15 protein-coding genes are annotated in these 17,184 nt (G+C 51.9%); 1 reads left to right on the top strand and 14 read right to left on the bottom strand.

The features are described 5' to 3' along the window. Positions 1-33 precede the first annotated feature (33 nt). Positions 34-540, bottom strand: coding sequence for a secA translation cis-regulator SecM (secM, locus tag D8682_RS11490; RefSeq protein ID WP_064539915.1), 507 nt, complete (start codon positions 538-540; stop codon positions 34-36). Between the two features lie 22 nt (positions 541-562). On the opposite strand from secM, the gene D8682_RS11495 reads away from it, so the two are divergent. After that, the gene (locus D8682_RS11495) at positions 563-1,081 is read left to right on the top strand and encodes a DUF721 domain-containing protein (protein ID WP_064539917.1); all 519 of its coding nucleotides are present in this window, start codon (positions 563-565) and stop codon (positions 1,079-1,081) included. Between the two features lie 8 nt (positions 1,082-1,089). Here the strand turns inward: D8682_RS11495 and lpxC are convergent, their stop codons facing one another. The 13 genes from lpxC to D8682_RS11560 all read right to left on the bottom strand — a co-directional run bounded on the left by lpxC (position 1,090) and on the right by D8682_RS11560 (position 17,170). Beyond that, a complete protein-coding gene (gene lpxC, locus D8682_RS11500; protein WP_064539919.1) occupies positions 1,090-2,007 on the bottom strand; it encodes a UDP-3-O-acyl-N-acetylglucosamine deacetylase in 918 nt (305 codons plus the stop codon). 99 nt (positions 2,008-2,106) lie between these two features. Further along, entirely contained in the window at positions 2,107-3,258 is a 1,152-nt protein-coding gene (gene ftsZ, locus D8682_RS11505; protein WP_064539921.1) for a cell division protein FtsZ, read from the bottom strand. 63 nt (positions 3,259-3,321) lie between these two features. Further along, entirely contained in the window at positions 3,322-4,578 is a 1,257-nt protein-coding gene (ftsA, locus tag D8682_RS11510) for a cell division protein FtsA (RefSeq protein ID WP_034460940.1), read from the bottom strand. A 2-nt stretch (positions 4,579-4,580) separates the two neighbouring features. Further along, the gene (ftsQ, locus tag D8682_RS11515; RefSeq protein WP_064539923.1) at positions 4,581-5,414 is read right to left on the bottom strand and encodes a cell division protein FtsQ; all 834 of its coding nucleotides are present in this window, start codon (positions 5,412-5,414) and stop codon (positions 4,581-4,583) included. Between the two features lies 1 nt (position 5,415). Continuing rightward, positions 5,416-6,336, bottom strand: a complete 921-nt coding sequence (locus tag D8682_RS11520) for a D-alanine--D-alanine ligase (protein ID WP_064539925.1) — start codon at positions 6,334-6,336, stop codon at positions 5,416-5,418. Beyond that, positions 6,329-7,804 carry a UDP-N-acetylmuramate--L-alanine ligase gene (gene murC, locus D8682_RS11525; RefSeq protein ID WP_064539927.1) on the bottom strand — a complete coding sequence of 492 codons (1,476 nt, stop codon included), beginning with the start codon at positions 7,802-7,804 and terminating at the stop codon, positions 6,329-6,331. The genes D8682_RS11520 and murC overlap by 8 nt, the downstream gene beginning before the upstream one ends. Positions 7,805-7,871: 67 nt before the next feature. Continuing rightward, complete coding sequence (murG, locus tag D8682_RS11530) at positions 7,872-8,939, bottom strand: undecaprenyldiphospho-muramoylpentapeptide beta-N-acetylglucosaminyltransferase (protein ID WP_121814298.1); 1,068 nt, start codon at positions 8,937-8,939, stop codon at positions 7,872-7,874. After that, a complete protein-coding gene (gene ftsW / locus D8682_RS11535) occupies positions 8,936-10,180 on the bottom strand; it encodes a cell division protein FtsW (RefSeq protein ID WP_064539930.1) in 1,245 nt (414 codons plus the stop codon). Before ftsW ends, murG begins: the two co-directional genes overlap by 4 nt. After that, positions 10,180-11,496 (bottom strand): UDP-N-acetylmuramoyl-L-alanine--D-glutamate ligase, encoded by a 1,317-nt coding sequence (murD, locus tag D8682_RS11540; RefSeq protein ID WP_121814299.1) that lies wholly within the window; start codon positions 11,494-11,496, stop codon positions 10,180-10,182. Before murD ends, ftsW begins: the two co-directional genes overlap by 1 nt. A gap of 2 nt (positions 11,497-11,498) precedes the next feature. Then, positions 11,499-12,581, bottom strand: a complete 1,083-nt coding sequence (gene mraY / locus D8682_RS11545; RefSeq protein ID WP_064539934.1) for a phospho-N-acetylmuramoyl-pentapeptide-transferase — start codon at positions 12,579-12,581, stop codon at positions 11,499-11,501. Beyond that, positions 12,575-13,933 carry a UDP-N-acetylmuramoyl-tripeptide--D-alanyl-D-alanine ligase gene (murF, locus tag D8682_RS11550; protein ID WP_121814300.1) on the bottom strand — a complete coding sequence of 453 codons (1,359 nt, stop codon included), beginning with the start codon at positions 13,931-13,933 and terminating at the stop codon, positions 12,575-12,577. The genes mraY and murF overlap by 7 nt, the downstream gene beginning before the upstream one ends. Then, positions 13,930-15,417 carry a UDP-N-acetylmuramoyl-L-alanyl-D-glutamate--2,6-diaminopimelate ligase gene (gene murE, locus D8682_RS11555; RefSeq protein WP_121814301.1) on the bottom strand — a complete coding sequence of 496 codons (1,488 nt, stop codon included), beginning with the start codon at positions 15,415-15,417 and terminating at the stop codon, positions 13,930-13,932. The genes murF and murE overlap by 4 nt, the downstream gene beginning before the upstream one ends. Further along, the gene (locus D8682_RS11560; RefSeq protein WP_064539940.1) at positions 15,404-17,170 is read right to left on the bottom strand and encodes a peptidoglycan glycosyltransferase FtsI; all 1,767 of its coding nucleotides are present in this window, start codon (positions 17,168-17,170) and stop codon (positions 15,404-15,406) included. The genes murE and D8682_RS11560 overlap by 14 nt, the downstream gene beginning before the upstream one ends. Between the last annotated feature and the right edge of the window lie 14 nt (positions 17,171-17,184).

A 17,184-nucleotide genomic window follows, 5' to 3' on the forward strand; every position in this document is an offset into this window, starting at 1 on the left:
CTAAAAATAACGTTATAATTAAAGGAAAGGAATTTAGCTGAGGCGTTGTGGACCGGCGCGGATACCGTGAACCTGGCTAATCCAAATGGCAGGACTGAATGTCTCAACCGCTGGAGATTGCCAAAGCGCGATATGACGCACAATAACAGGGGGTTTGCTTTCCTGGGTAAGAAGCGCTGTGAGCGTGTCCAGCAAAGCGAGTTTGTGTGCCTGAAGTGGCAAACTTTCTTGTGCTACAGGCAATGCTTGAGGTGCCATTGCAAATGAAAGATGACGAATTACTGTACGAATAGCATGTTGATGCCAGTAATCGACACTAAAAGATGGTCGGCGGGTACTTTCCTGCAATAATGCCAGACTATTGAAGCTAACCTTATTCAGGTAGTCGTGGCTACTGGTAGATGTTTCGGCAGGGGCGGTTGGTTCGGTATTTTGGCTGAGCGCAGGCATGCCAAAACTCGCCGCAACCATCCCTAATAAGAGATGCGGCCAGAAATAACGTCTGCCAAACTGTCGCCAACGATTTAGAATACCAATCACTTTATCCGCCGGAGCATTATGTATGCGTGATAGCCGCCCACAATCTTTAGATCATTTGTTCGATGATGCTGGTGCCGAAAGCGTGTTGCAAAACGTGCAACAGCGCGCAACTGCGCTACTTAAGCTCAACAGGGCAGTGAAAGGGATATTACCCGCTCAACTGCATCCCTGGTGCCGGGTAGCAAATTTCCGACAAGGCATTCTCGTACTTGAAACTGCAAATGCTAGCTGGCTGATGCGGTTACGCTATGAACAAGCCACGCTACTGAGTGCATTACGTGCACAAATATTACCATCATTGACATCAATCGACATCAGGATTAATCCATCACTGGCTGCAATTGGACAAGAATCAGTACAAGAAAACAGCACTCAGACAGTGAAAGGGAAAACTGAAGGGGTCAACAGAGTGTTAAGCCAGCAAAGCGCGGAGGCATTAAGAATGGTGGCTGAACGTAGCCCTGAGAAATTGAAGGCAATAATAGAACGACTGGCGTCATTGGCCGGAGAGAGTACCAATGAAACCAGTCGTAATAAATAATTCTGGTGTTATGCCAGAACCATTTTCGGTGCTTTGAACGCTAACGGAAGTTCGGCATCGTCCTGGAAGGTTGCCCATTCCCAGGCTTCTTGCTTCGCCAGAACCGCTTGAAGCAGTTTGTTATTCAGTGCATGACCTGACTTATAGGCGGTAAACGCGCCGATAATGTTATGGCCGCACATGAACAAGTCGCCGATTGCGTCGAGCATTTTGTGACGAACGAATTCATCTTCAAAACGCAGACCGTCTTCGTTCAGTACGCGATAATCGTCAACAACGATGGCACAATCGAAGCTACCGCCCAGGCACAAACCACGGGACTGCAGATATTCGATATCACGCATAAAACCGAAGGTACGAGCACGACTAATCTGGCGCATAAACGCGTCCGCAGAGAAGTTCATACTGTAGCGTTGGGTACTGGCATCAATCGCCGGATGGTTAAAGTCGATGGTGAAATCCAACGAGAAACCATTGTACGGCTTGAATTCAGCCCATTTATCGCCGTCTTCAACGCGAACTGTTTCTTTCACGCGCACAAATTTCTTCGCACAGTTTAATTCGTCAATCCCGGCATCAAGCAGCAGGTAGACGAATGGCGCTGCACTACCGTCCATGATTGGGATTTCTGGGGCATTGACTTCAATAATAATGTTATCAATACCTAATCCCGCAAGGGCGGCATTCAAATGCTCAACGGTAGAAATCCGCACATCGTGCTCGTTCACCAGGCAAGTACAGAGCATGGTATCACGCACAGATTTGGCATCTGCCGGAAAATCTACCGGAGGATTCAAGTCGGTGCGACGATAGATGACCCCGGTATTTGCCGGCGCAGGGCGCAACGTCAGTGTGACTTTCTTGCCGGTATGTAAACCGACGCCAGTCGCCTGAACGATACGTTTAAGTGTCCTTTGTTTGATCATCGTATAATCTCGCCAATTACCTATCCAACCGAAGTGTATATCACAATCGGTGGGCCAGTTTAGCACAAAGAGCGCAGATCCCCAACTTCCGGTTTATTCTTAATCAGCTTGCTTACGCAGAAACGCTGGAATATCCAGATAATCAGGCTCTTTCGTTGTTTGTGGCGTATTGTCATTCACTACTTTTGCAACTGGCTTTTGCTCTTGTTGAAGAGGAGCCATACCGTGTTGCTGGTAGCGATCCATCACTGGCTGCTGAGTCTGCTTGTTGGTCACTAGAGTAATTTCTGGACGTTTGTCCATGCCAATACCAGTTGCAACAACAGTCACACGCAGTTCGTCATTCATCTCTGGATCCAGAGAAGTACCGATAACCACAGTAGCGTTATCAGATGCGAACGCACGAATGGTGTTACCCACAGTTTCGAACTCATCCAGACGCAGGTCAAAGCCAGCGGTAATGTTGACCAGAACGCCACGAGCACCAGACAGATCGATGTCTTCCAACAGTGGGCTGGAAATCGCCATTTCTGCCGCTTCTTCTGCACGATCTTCGCCACTTGCTACACCAGAGCCCATCATGGCATAACCCATTTCGGACATTACGGTGCGCACGTCAGCAAAGTCGACGTTCATCAGACCCGGACGGGTAATCAGTTCAGCGATACCCTGAACTGCACCTTTCAGTACATCGTTTGCTGCGCCAAAAGCGTCCAGCAGAGAAATACCACGGCCCAGAACTTTCAATAATTTGTCGTTCGGAATGGTGATCAGTGAATCAACATGCTTAGACAACTCGGCAATACCCTGCTCCGCGAACGCCATGCGCTTCTTGCCTTCGAAGTTGAAAGGCTTAGTCACAACGGCTACGGTCAGGATGCCCAGATCTTTAGCGACTTCCGCAACTACCGGCGCTGCACCTGTACCAGTACCGCCACCCATGCCAGCGGCGATAAAGACCATGTCTGCGCCTTCAAGGGCTGCACGTAACGCATCGCGGTCTTCTTCCGCAGCGGTACGACCCACTTCAGGGTTAGCTCCAGCACCCAGACCTTTGGTAATACCATTACCAATCTGGATAGTCTGGCCTACCGCAGTTTTACGTAACGCTTGCGCGTCAGTATTCACTGCAAAGAATTCAACACCTTCGATGCGTTCACGCACCATGTGTTCAACGGCATTACCGCCGCCACCACCGACGCCGATGACTTTAATCACCGCGTCGTTGGTCAGTTCCATAGGTTCAAACATAGTTTCTCTCCGTTTTGTGCCTGTCGCCTGAGACCACTAATTTTGTCTGGTCTCTTATAAAAATTAAAACTCTTTTCTCAGCCAGCTGTTGATTCGCTTAATCCATGAGCCGACAGAGGTCCGTTTTTCCACTTCCGCTTCACCACTGAGATGAGTTTCTTTCCCGTAGTGCAGCAAGCCGACCGCTGTGGAGTAATAAGACTCCTGGGCGTAATCAGTCAGGCCGGTAATATTTAACGGTTGTCCGATACGAACTTGCGTATGGAACACGCGTTGCGCACAGGCTGCCAGACCTTCAATTTGTGCAGCGCCACCCGTTAGTACAATCCCCGCCGCCAGGTGGTGCTTCACACCTTGTTGGCGAAGTTGCTCTTGTAATTGCAAAATCTCTTCGTTGACCAGATTCAACAGTTCGGTATAACGAGGCTCGATGACTTCAGCGAGCGTCTGGCGTTGCAGGCTACGCGGTGGACGTCCACCGACACTTGGCACTTCAACGTTTTCATCTTTACCGACAATTGAACCCAACGCGCAACCATGACGGACTTTAATGGCTTCTGCATCACTCGGTGGTGTACCAAAGGCGTAAGCGATATCGCTGGTCACCACGTTCCCCGCATAAGGGATAACTTTGGTATGGCGCAACGCGCCGCCAGTGTAGACCGCGATGTCCATAGTACCACCACCGACATCCACAACGCAGACCCCTAATTCACGCTCATCTTCGGTCAATACTGCGTAGCTCGCCGCAAGACCTGCAAAGATCAGTTGGTCCACTTTCAAGCCACATCGTTCAACAGCTTTGACGATGTTTTTAGCCATATCGTTATGGCAGGTAATGAGGTGCACTTTAGCCTGCATGCGCACCCCCGATAAACCTACAGGATTTTTGATGCCTTCCTGGTAGTCAATTGCATATTCTTGCGGGATAACGTGCAAAACACGATGTTCGTCACGTACGCGTACTGACTTCGCGGTGTGAACAACGTTCTCAACGTCTTCCTGCGTCACTTCTTCTTCGGAAATTGGCACCATGCCAATCTCGTTTTGACAGCTAATGTGTTTACCTGACAGCGCAAGGTAGACCGAAGAAATCTGGCAATCAGCCATAAGCTCGGCCTGGTCAATCGCGCGCTGAACGCATTTTACGACTGATTCGAGATCGTTTACGCCACCTTTGTCCATACCACGCGATGGGCAACTGCCCACGCCAATAATATTGACCATACCGTCAGGCAGAACTTCCCCTACTAAAGCGGCAACCTTTGCGGTACCGATCTCCAGTCCTACTACCAGTTTTCTGTCCGTCGCCTTGATCATTGTTATTCTGCCTGTGCCTGATTCTGTTGCTGATTAGGATTAGGTTCCTCTACGGGAGCTGGCTGCCAACCCACTGCCGCGCCTGAGTCATAACGCAAGTCGACGTAGCTAATCCTTTTATTGTCGGCTTGCTCTTGCTGCTGCAGAACAGGGTAAAGTTCTACAAAGCGACTCAAGCGTTTCATCGTATCGCCACGGCCCAAGTTGAGCTTGATGCCATTATTCAACGTCAATTGCCAGGAACGACGAGCGGTCATCGCCGCTTCTTTCAAAGTAAATTTATCCTTTGCCAGCACATCGCCCATTGCGCGATAGCCTTGCAAGACTTCACCTTCACTGCCTTCGGGTCCAGATAACATAGGTAAAGTCTGCTTTACCGCGCGTTCTGCTGGAACGCTAAACGCAATTCCTTGCGCATCAATCATATGCTGATCATTCCAGCGCGCTATGGGTACATATTCAACCAGATGAATCTTCAATTCGTCCGGCCACTGCTTTCTGACACTCGCCTGCTTAATCCACGGCAAGCGTTCAATTTGCTGCTGGATGATATTCACATCCTGAGTCATAAAGGTGCCTGGTGGCCCAAGTGCCAGAATTGACTGACGAATATCATCGTTACGGGTGTAATGCCGTTCACCAGTCACTACCAACTTAGACAGTGGCAGACGTTGTGCATCTTCCATCCAGCCGACGACAATCCAGCCGCCGATAAATACCGTAAACAGCACTGCACTGAGGAAAATGATCCCGGCCAGTCGCCCGCCATTACTCCGGCGAGAGCTGGTTTCCTCTTCTTCCTGGCGATTACGTGTATTCAGAGCTGCTTGCGACATATCAGTCTGCCAACTCCAGAATACGCACCACCAGTTGAGAGAACGTCATGCCTGCCTGACGTGCCGCCATCGGCACCAGACTATGGCTGGTCATGCCAGGGGACGTGTTAACTTCCAGCAGATAGAACTGCCCGTCACTATCCAGCATGACATCTACGCGCCCCCAACCACTGCAACCCAAAGCTTGCCAGGCTTGCAGCACTAACGCCTGCAATTCTTGCTCGCGTTGTTCGATTAAACCGCCTGGGCAAAAATACTGTGTTTCATCAGAGAGATACTTCGCCTCATAATCATAGAAAATTCCGGCGGGTTGAATGCGAATTGACGGCAAAATTTCTTCACCCAGGATAGCAACCGTGTACTCAGGGCCACTTAACCATTTCTCAATCAACACTTCTTCATCGTGTTCGAAGGCCAGTTCAAGTGCTGCTGGCAGTGCAGCAACGCTATCAACCTTCGACATCCCCACGCTTGAACCTTCACGGCTTGGTTTCACGATAACTGGCAGCCCCAGGCTGGCAATACGTTCTACCGTGGTTGCGCTGATACCGGCTTCCACATCACGGCGAGTCAATGCAACCCACGGAGCAACGGGTAAACCGGCACCTTTCCATAACAATTTGGTACGCAGCTTATCCATAGAGATAGCTGAAGCCATCACGCCACTGCCGGTATATGGCAGTTTCAGGAAATCCAGTAACCCTTGCAGGGTTCCGTCTTCGCCACCACGGCCATGTAAAGCAATAAATACTTTTTCAAAACCCTGCGCTTTCAGTTCAGTCACGGGTGTATTTTTCGGATCGACCTCGTGAGCGTCAATTCCGGCTTCTCTCAGGCCCGCGAGTACCGCTGCACCTGATTGCAATGACACCTCACGTTCAGCAGAAGTTCCGCCGAACAGGACAGCGATTTTCTCAGCCATGTTGGTCGCCCTCCTTAGTGTGGGACTGCAAGCGGAATTCAGCCAGGTTTCTGGCAACTTTCCCAACATTTCCTGCACCTTGCACCAGGATCAGGTCATTTCCTGACAAAACTGGCGCTAAAATGTCCGCAATCTGACTTGCGTCAGGTACAAGAATTGGGTCGACTTTTCCACGGCCACGAATAGTGCGGCATAGCGAACGGCTATCAGCGCCTGGAATTGCAGCTTCACCGGCAGAATAAACATCCAGCATCAGCAAAGAGTCGACTTGCGACAATACGTTAGCAAAATCATCGTACAAATCACGAGTACGCGTGAAGCGATGCGGCTGGAAAATCATCACCAGATTTTTATCCGGCCATCCCGCACGTGCAGCTTTAATGGTGGCATCCACTTCTGTCGGATGGTGACCGTAGTCATCAACCAACATCGCGGTACCTTCTTTGCCATTCACTTCGGCAAGCGGATACTCACCCAGGAAATCAAAGCGACGCCCTGTACCCTGGAAGCTTTCCAGCGCACTCAGAATGTCAGCATCATCAATGCCTTCTTCAGTGGCAACGGACACCGCAGCAGCCGCATTTAATGCGTTGTGGCGGCCAGGAGCATTCAAGGTCACATGCAGAGCAGGCTTACCCTGACGTGCGATGGTGAAATGCCCCTGCGGCCCTTTCTGCTGATAATTTTCAACACGAACGTCAGCGTCTTCACTAAAACCGTAAGTGGTGATCTTGCGGCCCACTCGTGGCAACAGCTCGCGAATAACCGGATCGTCTACACACATCACAGCCAGGCCATAAAACGGCAGGTTGTGCAGGAAGTTAATAAACGTCTGCTTTAAATTCTCGAAGTCGCCCTGGTAGGTATCCATATGGTCAGCTTCTATATTTGTCACCACAGAAACCATCGGTTGCAGATGGAGGAATGACGCATCACTCTCATCGGCTTCAGCAATCAGGTAACGGCTATGACCCAGACGCGCGTGGGTTCCTGCAGCTTTCACCAGACCACCATTGACAAAAGTCGGGTCGAGGCCTGCTTCTGCATAAATGCTGGAAACCATCGCTGTGGTGGTGGTTTTCCCGTGTGTGCCTGCAATGGCGATGCCATGACGGAAGCGCATCAGTTCTGCCAACATTTCAGCGCGACGGATAACGGGAATACGCGCTTCATGCGCCGCAACAATTTCTGGGTTATCCATCGAGATGGCGGTAGAAACCACCACAACACTCGCATCCAGTACGTTCTCTGGACGATGGTTGAAATAAATCGTGGCGCCCAGCGCCGACAACTGCTGAGTGACCGGGTTCGGAGCCAAATCAGACCCGCTGATCTGGTAACCTTCGTTAGCTAAAACTTCGGCAATACCGCCCATACCGGCGCCGCCGATGCCAACAAAGTGAATGTGCCGGACGCGACGCATCTCGGGCACGATAGAACGCAGTTTCGCCAGTTGTTGTGTATTCATTCTCTAACCTGCAGCGTCAAACGCCATTACTTCAAATATTCATGGGCAAAAGAGCCACCCACAATGATTACGCCAGTGCTGCGGCGCTCACTTCATTTGCTACCCGTTCTGTGGCATCAGGAATGGATGCAGCACGCGCACGTTCGGCCATTGCCAGTAACGTCGTTCTGTCCCACCCGGCGAGAGTTTGGGTAACGGCATCCACGGTAAACTGCGGTTGCTCCAGTATTTTTGCCGCTCCAGCTTTTTCCAGCGGCAACGCATTCCAGTATTGCTGCCGATCTTTATGCTGGAAGGGAACAAACAGTGCAGGTAACCCTGCTGCCGCGATTTCACTGACGGTTAACGCACCGGAGCGACACACCACGACATCGGCCCATGCATAAGCAGCAGCCATATCATCAATAAATTCGGTCACTTTATGCTGAGGCTGTGCGGCTTCAGCATAGGCCTGCTGAACAACGTCCAGCCCACCTTTACCACATTGGTGCCAGATAGTGACAGAATCACCCAGACGGCCTGCAACTTGCGGCATCGTCTGGTTCAGCACACGAGCCCCTTGAGAGCCACCGACGACTAAAACGCGGACAGGGCCTTCACGTCCGGAAAAACGTTCTTGCGGTAATGGTAGCGCCAGCACATCAGTGCGCACCGGATTGCCCACCACATCAGCATTCGGGAAAGCCCCCGGAAATGCCTGCATCACTTTTTTTGCGATTTTTGACAACCATTTGTTGGTTAAACCAGCAATACCATTTTGCTCATGTAACACCACGGGAATACCGAGCGACCAGGCTGCCAGACCACCAGGGCCAGATACATAACCGCCCATCCCCAGAACCACATCCGGGCGATACGCTTTCATGATGGCTCGCGCCTGACGCCAGGCGTTGAAAATACGCACGGGCGCCAACAACATGGCTTTCAGGCCTTTACCGCGCAAACCTGAAATACGAATAAAATCGATCTCAATCCCATGTTTAGGAACTAAGTCAGCTTCCATACGATCGGCGGTTCCCAGCCAGCGGACTTGCCAGCCCTGGTCCATTAAGTGATGCGCCACAGCAAGCCCCGGGAACACATGCCCGCCTGTCCCGCCTGCCATCACCATTAACCGCCGGGTTTGATTACTCATCGCACACCCTTCGTGAACGCCTGTGCTTTTGCCAGACGGGTTTCATAATCAATACGCAGCAACATCATGATTGCTGTAGACATAATTATCAGGCTTGAACCACCGTAACTGATCAGGGGTAATGTCAGGCCTTTGGTTGGCAACATGCCCGCTGCAGCCCCAACGTTTACCAGAGCCTGGAAACTAAACCAGATCCCGATTGAGCAGCCTAAAAACCCTGCAAAACGTTGGTCCATTTCTAACGCACGTTTACCGATGGACATCGCACGAAAAGCCACGAAGAATACCATCATTAATGCCAGCACCACACCGATATATCCGAGCTCTTCTCCGATAATGGAGAAGATGAAGTCGGTATGAGCTTCCGGTAAATACTCGAGTTTTTGTACCGAATTCCCTAAGCCCTGCCCCCACAATTCACCTCGGCCAAACGCCATCAGAGATTGTGTTAGCTGGTAGCCACTACCAAACGGGTCTTCCCACGGATTCCAGAAGGACGTTACGCGGCGAATACGATAAGGTTCTGCGAGGATCAATAGCACCACGGCAGAAATACCCATGCCGATAATCGCGAGGAACTGCCAGAGTTTGGCACCGGCGAGGAACAACATCGCAAGCGTTGTCACAAACAGCACAACCACAGTACCGAGGTCAGGCTGCGCCAGCAACAACACTGCCATCACCAGAATAACGCCCATCGGTTTGAGGAAGCCGCGCAAGTTGTTACGTACTTCATCAACCTTACGAACCAGGTAGTTGGCCAGATAGCAGAACAACGACAGCTTGGTAAACTCAGCAGGCTGAATACGCAGTGGACCGAACGCAATCCAGCGTGATGCCCCGTTAACCGAGCTACCGACGACCAGTACGATCAACAGCATTGCGATGGATAATAGCAGCAGCGCGGTACTGTGACGCTGCCAGAATTCCATCGGTAAACGCAGTGTTACCAACGACAGTGCAAAAGCCAGTGCGATGTACAAACCATCACGTTTGGCAAACAGGAACGGATCATTTGCCAGACGCTGCCCCACCGGCATCGATGCCGATGTGACCATAACAAAGCCTACTGCGGCCAACCCGAAAGTCAGCCAGAGCAAAGTACGGTCGTACAGCACCATGCTATTTGAATCAGCTTCGCGGGAGCCCATCACCCAGCCTTTTACCGCCGACGCCAGCCAACTCAGGATGGCAAATCCTGGCAGTCGTGGCATTCGCAGGCGAGGGAGAGATAAGCGCATCAGCCAAGCTCCTTCGCAAGCAGAGTGAATTGGTCGCCACGTTGCTCGAAGTTTTTGAACTGATCGAGACTGGCGCAAGCCGGTGAAAGCAGAACCATGTCACCCGGTTGTACGCGGGTTGCGATCAATTTCATCGCCTGTTCCATGGTTTCAGTTTGCTCGGCAACATCCGGGCGCAGTGCCGCAAGTTCAGCACCATCACGGCCAAAACAATAAAGGCGAATTGCTGAACCTTGCAGATATTGGCTAAGCGAGGAGAAATCCGCAGATTTACCGTCACCGCCTAACAGCAGATGCAAAGTCCCGTCGACTTTCAAACCGTTCAACGCCGCTTCAGTACTGCCGACATTGGTCGCTTTAGAATCGTTAATCCAGCGCACACCGTTACGTTCCCAGGAAAGCTGGAAGCGGTGAGCCAGACCCGTAAACGTGGTGAGGGCTTTCAGGCTACTGGAGCGTGGGAGTTTCACCGCATCAGCCAGTGCCAGTGCAGCAAGCGCGTTGGTGTAGTTATGACGCCCCACCACTTTCATCTCTTTGGTGTTCAGGACTTTCTCGCCCTTCACTCGTAGCCAGGTGTCGCCCTGCTGGTAATTAAGATGATAGTCACCGACATCCACACCAAAGCTCACACAGCGCTCGTCTGCACCACGCACTGGCATCGTCAGCGCGTCATCAGCATTGACGACACAAAGCGCCGCGTTTTCATAAACTCGTAACTTAGCCGCACGGTACTGCTGCAAACCCAACGGATAGCGATCCATATGATCTTCAGTGACGTTGAGAATGGTCGCCGCTGCGGCTTTCAGGCTAAACGTGGTTTCCAGCTGGAAGCTGGATAACTCAAGTACATAAAGCTCACAGTTCTGATCGAGTAACATCAATGCTGGCAACCCGATGTTTCCACCCACGCCAACATTGACGCCAGCGGCTTTCGCCATTTCACCGACTAACGTGGTGACCGTGCTTTTACCGTTAGAACCGGTAATCGCCACAATAGGCGCTTGTGCTTCACGGCAAAACAGTTCGATATCACCAATGATTTCAACACCGGCGTCTGCGGCACGGCTCAACGCAGGATGAGCGACAGCGATACCAGGGCTGGCAATAATCAAGTCAGCCGCTAACAACCAGTCTTCGTTGAGTGAGCCAGTATGTCGTTCCACCGAGTCTGGCAATCTTTCCAGCCCCGGTGGTGAGATGCGGGTATCCATTACGCGAGGCGTGACGCCGCGCGCAAGGAAGAAATCCACACAGGACAGGCCAGTGAGGCCCAATCCGATAATAACGACTTTTTTACCCTGGTAATCAGTCATGGTTAGCGCACCTTCAGGGTAGCGAGGCCGATCAGAACCAGCATCAGCGAAATAATCCAGAAGCGCACAATGACTCGCGGCTCAGGCCAGCCTTTCAATTCATAATGGTGATGAATCGGGGCCATGCGGAAAATACGCTGCCCGCGCAATTTGAAGGAACCAACCTGCAAAATAACCGACAGCGTTTCAACCACGAACACGCCACCCATAATCACTAACAGGAATTCCTGGCGCAGTAGTACCGCGATAGTGCCGAGTGCACCGCCCAGAGCCAAAGAGCCGACATCGCCCATAAAGACTTGCGCTGGATAGGTGTTGAACCACAGGAAACCTAACCCGGCACCGACAATCGCCGTACAGACGATAACCAGTTCACCGGAATGGCGCAGATAAGGGATATGCAGATACTCAGCAAACTTAATGTTACCTGTCGCCCACGCCACCAGCGCAAATCCTGCCGCCACCAGCACGGTTGGCATAATCGCCAGGCCATCGAGACCATCGGTCAGGTTTACGGCATTGCCAGTACCGACGATCACAAAGTACGCCAGCAGTACGTAAAACAGGCCAAGTTGCGGCATCACGTCTTTAAAGAACGGCACAACCAGCTCGGTGGCTGGCGTTCCCTTCCCTGCGATGTACATCGTGAAGGCAACAGCCAACGCGATAACCGACATCCAGAAATATTTCCAACGAGCAATCAAACCTTTGGTGTCTTTGCGTACCACTTTGCGGTAGTCATCGACAAAGCCAATCGCTCCGTAACCGACTAAGACAAACAACACGCACCAGACGTATGGATTGGAAGGATACGCCCACATCAACACAGAGATAACGATTGAGGTCAGGATCATAATCCCGCCCATCGTTGGTGTACCGCGCTTGCTAAAATGGGACTCCGGGCCGTCATTACGCACGACCTGGCCGAAAGAGAGTTGCTGCAAACGAGCAATCATACGCGGCCCCATCCATAACGAGATGAACAGAGCAGTCAGCAGGCTGACAATGGCGCGAAACGTCAGATAGGAAAAGACGTTAAAGCCTGAATAATATTTGACCAAGTGTTCGGCCAGCCAAACTAACATGTTCCATTCTCCTGTAATGCGAGTACTACCTGTTCCATGGCAGCACTACGTGAACCCTTCACTAAAATGGTCATCATTGAATGCTCTTCGATAAGCGCCTTCAGACGCACGATTAAAGAAGGCTTATCGGTAAAATGTTCGCCAACTTCAGAGGCTTGGCTGATAATTTCGCTCAGTTTGCCAACACTCAATACACAATCAATACCCACGGCTTTCGCCGCTTCCCCCACCTGACGATGGCATTCAACAGACTCGTCGCCCAGTTCAGCCATATCGCCAACAACCATCACACGGAAACCCGGCATTTCAGACAGCACCTGCGCGGCGGCGGTCATTGAGCCCACATTCGCGTTGTAACTGTCGTCGAGCAGAAGTTGGTTTTCGGAAAGTTGAATCGGGAACAAACGCCCAGGAACAGCTTTTAAGTCAGCAAGACCTGCTTTCACAGCTTCCAGTGACGCCCCCACCGCCAACGCCAGCGACGTTGCAGCCAATGCATTAGCAATGTTGTGACGGCCAGGAAGCGGCAAGGTCACATCAACATCGCCGATTGGCGTTTTGATGGTGAACTCAGTGCCATGTACGGTGATGTGGACATTGGTCGCGGTAAAATCACTTCCGGTTGCATTCGGAGAGAAACGCCAGGTTTTGCGCGCACCAATAATTTCTTGCCAGTTCAGCCAGTCATTATTGTCGGCATTGAGAATCGCAATACCATTCTCCGGCAGGCCGGCGAAGATCTCACCTTTCGCTTTCGCAACACCGGCAAGTGAGCCAAAGCCTTCAAGGTGTGCCGCGGCAAGGTTGTTCACCAGTGCGGCTTCCGGGCGCGTCAGATTAACCGTCCAGGCGATTTCACCTTGATGGTTTGCACCCAGCTCAATGACAGCATATTCATATTCTGGCGTCAGGCGTAACAACGTCATTGGCACACCAATGTCGTTATTCAGATTGCCAGCGGTATACAAGGTGTTACCGCATTCGCGCAAAATCGCTGCGGTCATCTCTTTTACAGAGGTTTTTCCGGAAGAACCAGTCAACGCCACAATCCGCGTTGGAACCTGTTGACGGACCCAGGCCGCCAGTTCGCCGAATGCTTGATGTGTATCTGCAACCACAAGTTGCGGAACCTTAACATCCAGCTTGCGAGAAACCAGTAATGCACCTGCCCCGCCGTTTACCGCATCTTGCGCAAAATCGTGTGCATCGAAGCGTTCGCCTTTTAATGCGACAAACAGGCACCCAGGCGTTAATTTGCGCGTGTCGGTGGTGACATCAATGATGTCCGCATCAGCGCCGTGCAATTCGCCATGCAGGATAGTGGCGAGCAGGCCTAATGAAACGCGGATCATGCCACAACTCCCAACAGGCGGGCGGCAGTGACGCGGTCGGAATAGTCCAGACGGCGCACACCAACAATCTGATAGTCCTCATGGCCTTTGCCTGCTACCAGAACGACATCATTTTCTTGCGCCTGCATAATCGCGTTGGTTACCGCTTCGGCACGACCTGAAACCACATGTGCACGCCCGGCGTCCAGCATGCCAACCAGAATATCAGCCACAATTGCGTTCGGCTCTTCAGTACGTGGGTTGTCATCGGTGACAACCACAACATCCGCATATTGCTCGGCGATACCGCCCATAATCGGACGCTTGCCTTTATCACGATCGCCACCGCAACCGAAGACGCACCATAGCTTGCCACTGCAATGCAAACGGGCAGCCTGCAATGCTTTTTCCAGAGCATCCGGCGTGTGGGCATAATCCACCACTACCGTCGGTTTACCCGGCGCGCTGAAAACTTCCATTCGCCCGCAAACCGGTTGCAGACTCGGAGCTGTTTTCAGTAATTCTTCAATTGGGTAATCCAGCACTAACAGAGTCGCCAGCGCTAACAACAAGTTGCTGACGTTAAAGGCTCCCATCAGGCGGCTTTCAATTTCGCCATCGCCCCAGGAGGAGCTGAACTGGATAGTCGCGCCACCATCGTGATAATGCACGTTGGTGGCTTTCAACCAACGGCCACGACAGCCAGGCTGTAAATTATTTTCCATCGTCACGGCAACGGCGTCAGGTAAACGCGCCAGCCATTTGCGCCCAACCTCATCGTCAGCATTGATGATGGCATGGCCATAATCGTGTTCGGAGAACAGCAGCCATTTAGCCGCTTCGTAACCTGCCATATCACCGTGGTAATCGAGGTGATCACGGCTTAGGTTGGTGAACACGCTGGCGGCAAATTTCAGAGCGGAAACACGATGCTGAACCAGACCGTGGGAGGAAACTTCCATTGCGGCAAAGCTCGCACCTTGCTCTGCAAGGTTAGCAAGCACTTGCTGTACATCAACGGCAGAACCGGTGGTGTTTTCGGTTGGTTTTACGTTACCAAGCAGGCCGTTACCGACAGTCCCCATAACGGCACTGGTTTCGCCTAATAACTGGCTCCACTGCGCAAGCAACTGAGCTGTAGTAGTTTTACCGTTAGTACCCGTCACGCCAACCAGGCGTAATGCACTCGAGGGTTGGTGGTAAAAACGCCCTGCCAGGGCAGAAAGGCGTTGATGCAGCTGGCTCAGATAAATAACCGGCACACCGTGCATTTCACGGACTTCGCCATCCGTTGCTTCGCCTTCAGCTTCAGCCACGACAGCGGCTACGCCTTGCGCTATTGCCTGCGGGATATATCGACGCCCGTCCGCCTGATGGCCGACTACAGCCACAAAAAGGTCGCCCGACGCCGCCACGCGACTATCGAGTGTCATTTCTCGCAGAGCTCTCGCAGGTAGCGCTGGCACCCACGGAGCGAGAAGGTCGCGCAAATTACGATCTGCCACCTGTTCCCTCTTTTTGATTGATTACAAATTCACTTTTTTCACCTGTCGCCAAAGCATCCGGTTCGATATTCATGGTGCGCAGAACGCCGCCCATGATGGCACCGAACACAGGTGCAGAGACGGCACCACCGTAATATTTACCTGCTTGTGGATCGTTAATGACCACAACCAAAGCGAATCGTGGATTACTGGCTGGCGCAACACCTGCGGTGTAAGCGATGTATTTGTTGACGTATTTTCCATCCGGCCCGACTTTTTTCGCAGTACCGGTCTTAATTGCAATGCGGTAACCCTTGATGGCCGCTTTCACGCCACCACCACCGGGTAATGCCACACTTTCCATCATATGAACGACGGTACGAACCAACGGTTCAGGGAAGATACGTTCACCTGGAACCGGTGGATCAACCTTCGTTATCGACAACGGACGATATACGCCGTAGCTGCCGATCGTTGCGTAGACACGCGCTAACTGTAACGGGGTTACCATTAGCCCGTAGCCGAAAGAGAAGGTGGCCCTCTCTATGTCAGACCACCGTTGTTTTTGCGGATATAAGCCACTGCGTTCTCCGACCAGCCCCAAGTTGGTCGCTTTTCCCAATCCAAAACGTGAGTAAGTATCTACCAACGCTGAGGAGGGCATCGCTAACGCCAGTTTTGAAACCCCGACGTTACTCGACTTCTGTAGTACCCCGGTAAGGGTCAATTCGCTGTAGCGCGCCACATCTTTGATCTCATGACCATTAATGCGGTACGGCACGGTATTCAGAACGGTGTTTTCACGTACCACACCACGTTGCAGAGCGGTCATGACAACCATCGGTTTAACTGTCGAACCCGGCTCGAAAACGTCCGTAATAGTACGGTTACGCATAATGTCTTTCGGCGTGCCGGTCAGGTTATTGGGGTTGTAGGAAGGGCTGTTAGCCATCGCCAACACTTCACCTGTATTCACATCCACCAGCACTGCACTACCTGATTCAGCTTTGTTGAAGGCCACAGCGTTGTTGAGCTCGCGATAAACCAGCGCCTGCAGGCGTTCATCAATGCTCAAAGCCAGGTTATGGGCAGCCTGGCTATCGGTTGAGGAGATATCTTCGATGACGCGACCGTAGCGGTCTTTACGCACAACGCGCTCGCCAGGTTGGCCGGTAAGCCATTTATCGAAGCTCTTTTCTACGCCTTCAATCCCCTGACTATCGACGTTGGTGAAGCCAATAAGGTGAGCGGTTACTTCGCCAGATGGGTAGTAGCGACGAGACTCTTCACGTAGATGAATCCCTGGAAGTTTGAGTTTTTTGATGTAGTCGCCGATATCGGGGTTTACCTGGCGTGCCAGATAAATAAAGCGACCTTTTGGATTGCTGTTGACGCGAGATGCAAGCTGATCAAGAGGGATTTTTAGAGCATCTGCCAGTGCTTTCCAGCGGTTATCAAGCGTAATGCCACCCGCATCATGCAACTCTTTAGGGTCTGCCCAAATCGCATTCACCGGCACACTCACTGCCAGTGGACGACCTGCACGGTCGCTAATCATGCCACGAGAAGTCGAGACTTCTTGCACGCGCAGGGAACGCATATCCCCCTGGCGCACTAACATGTCTGGCGCGATGATTTGCAGCCAGGCAACGCGCCCCAACAGGAAAACCAGCGCCAGCAAGATGCAACCGCAAAGCAACGCAAAACGCCAACTTACAAAGTTGGCCTGTTCTTCCTGGCGTTTCGGTTTAAGCGTTTTTGCCGCTGCTCTCATCTGTCACGCGATTC

The sequence above is a fragment of the Buttiauxella sp. 3AFRM03 genome (assembly GCF_003675305.1).
GTDB classification, from domain to species: domain Bacteria; phylum Pseudomonadota; class Gammaproteobacteria; order Enterobacterales; family Enterobacteriaceae; genus Buttiauxella; species Buttiauxella ferragutiae.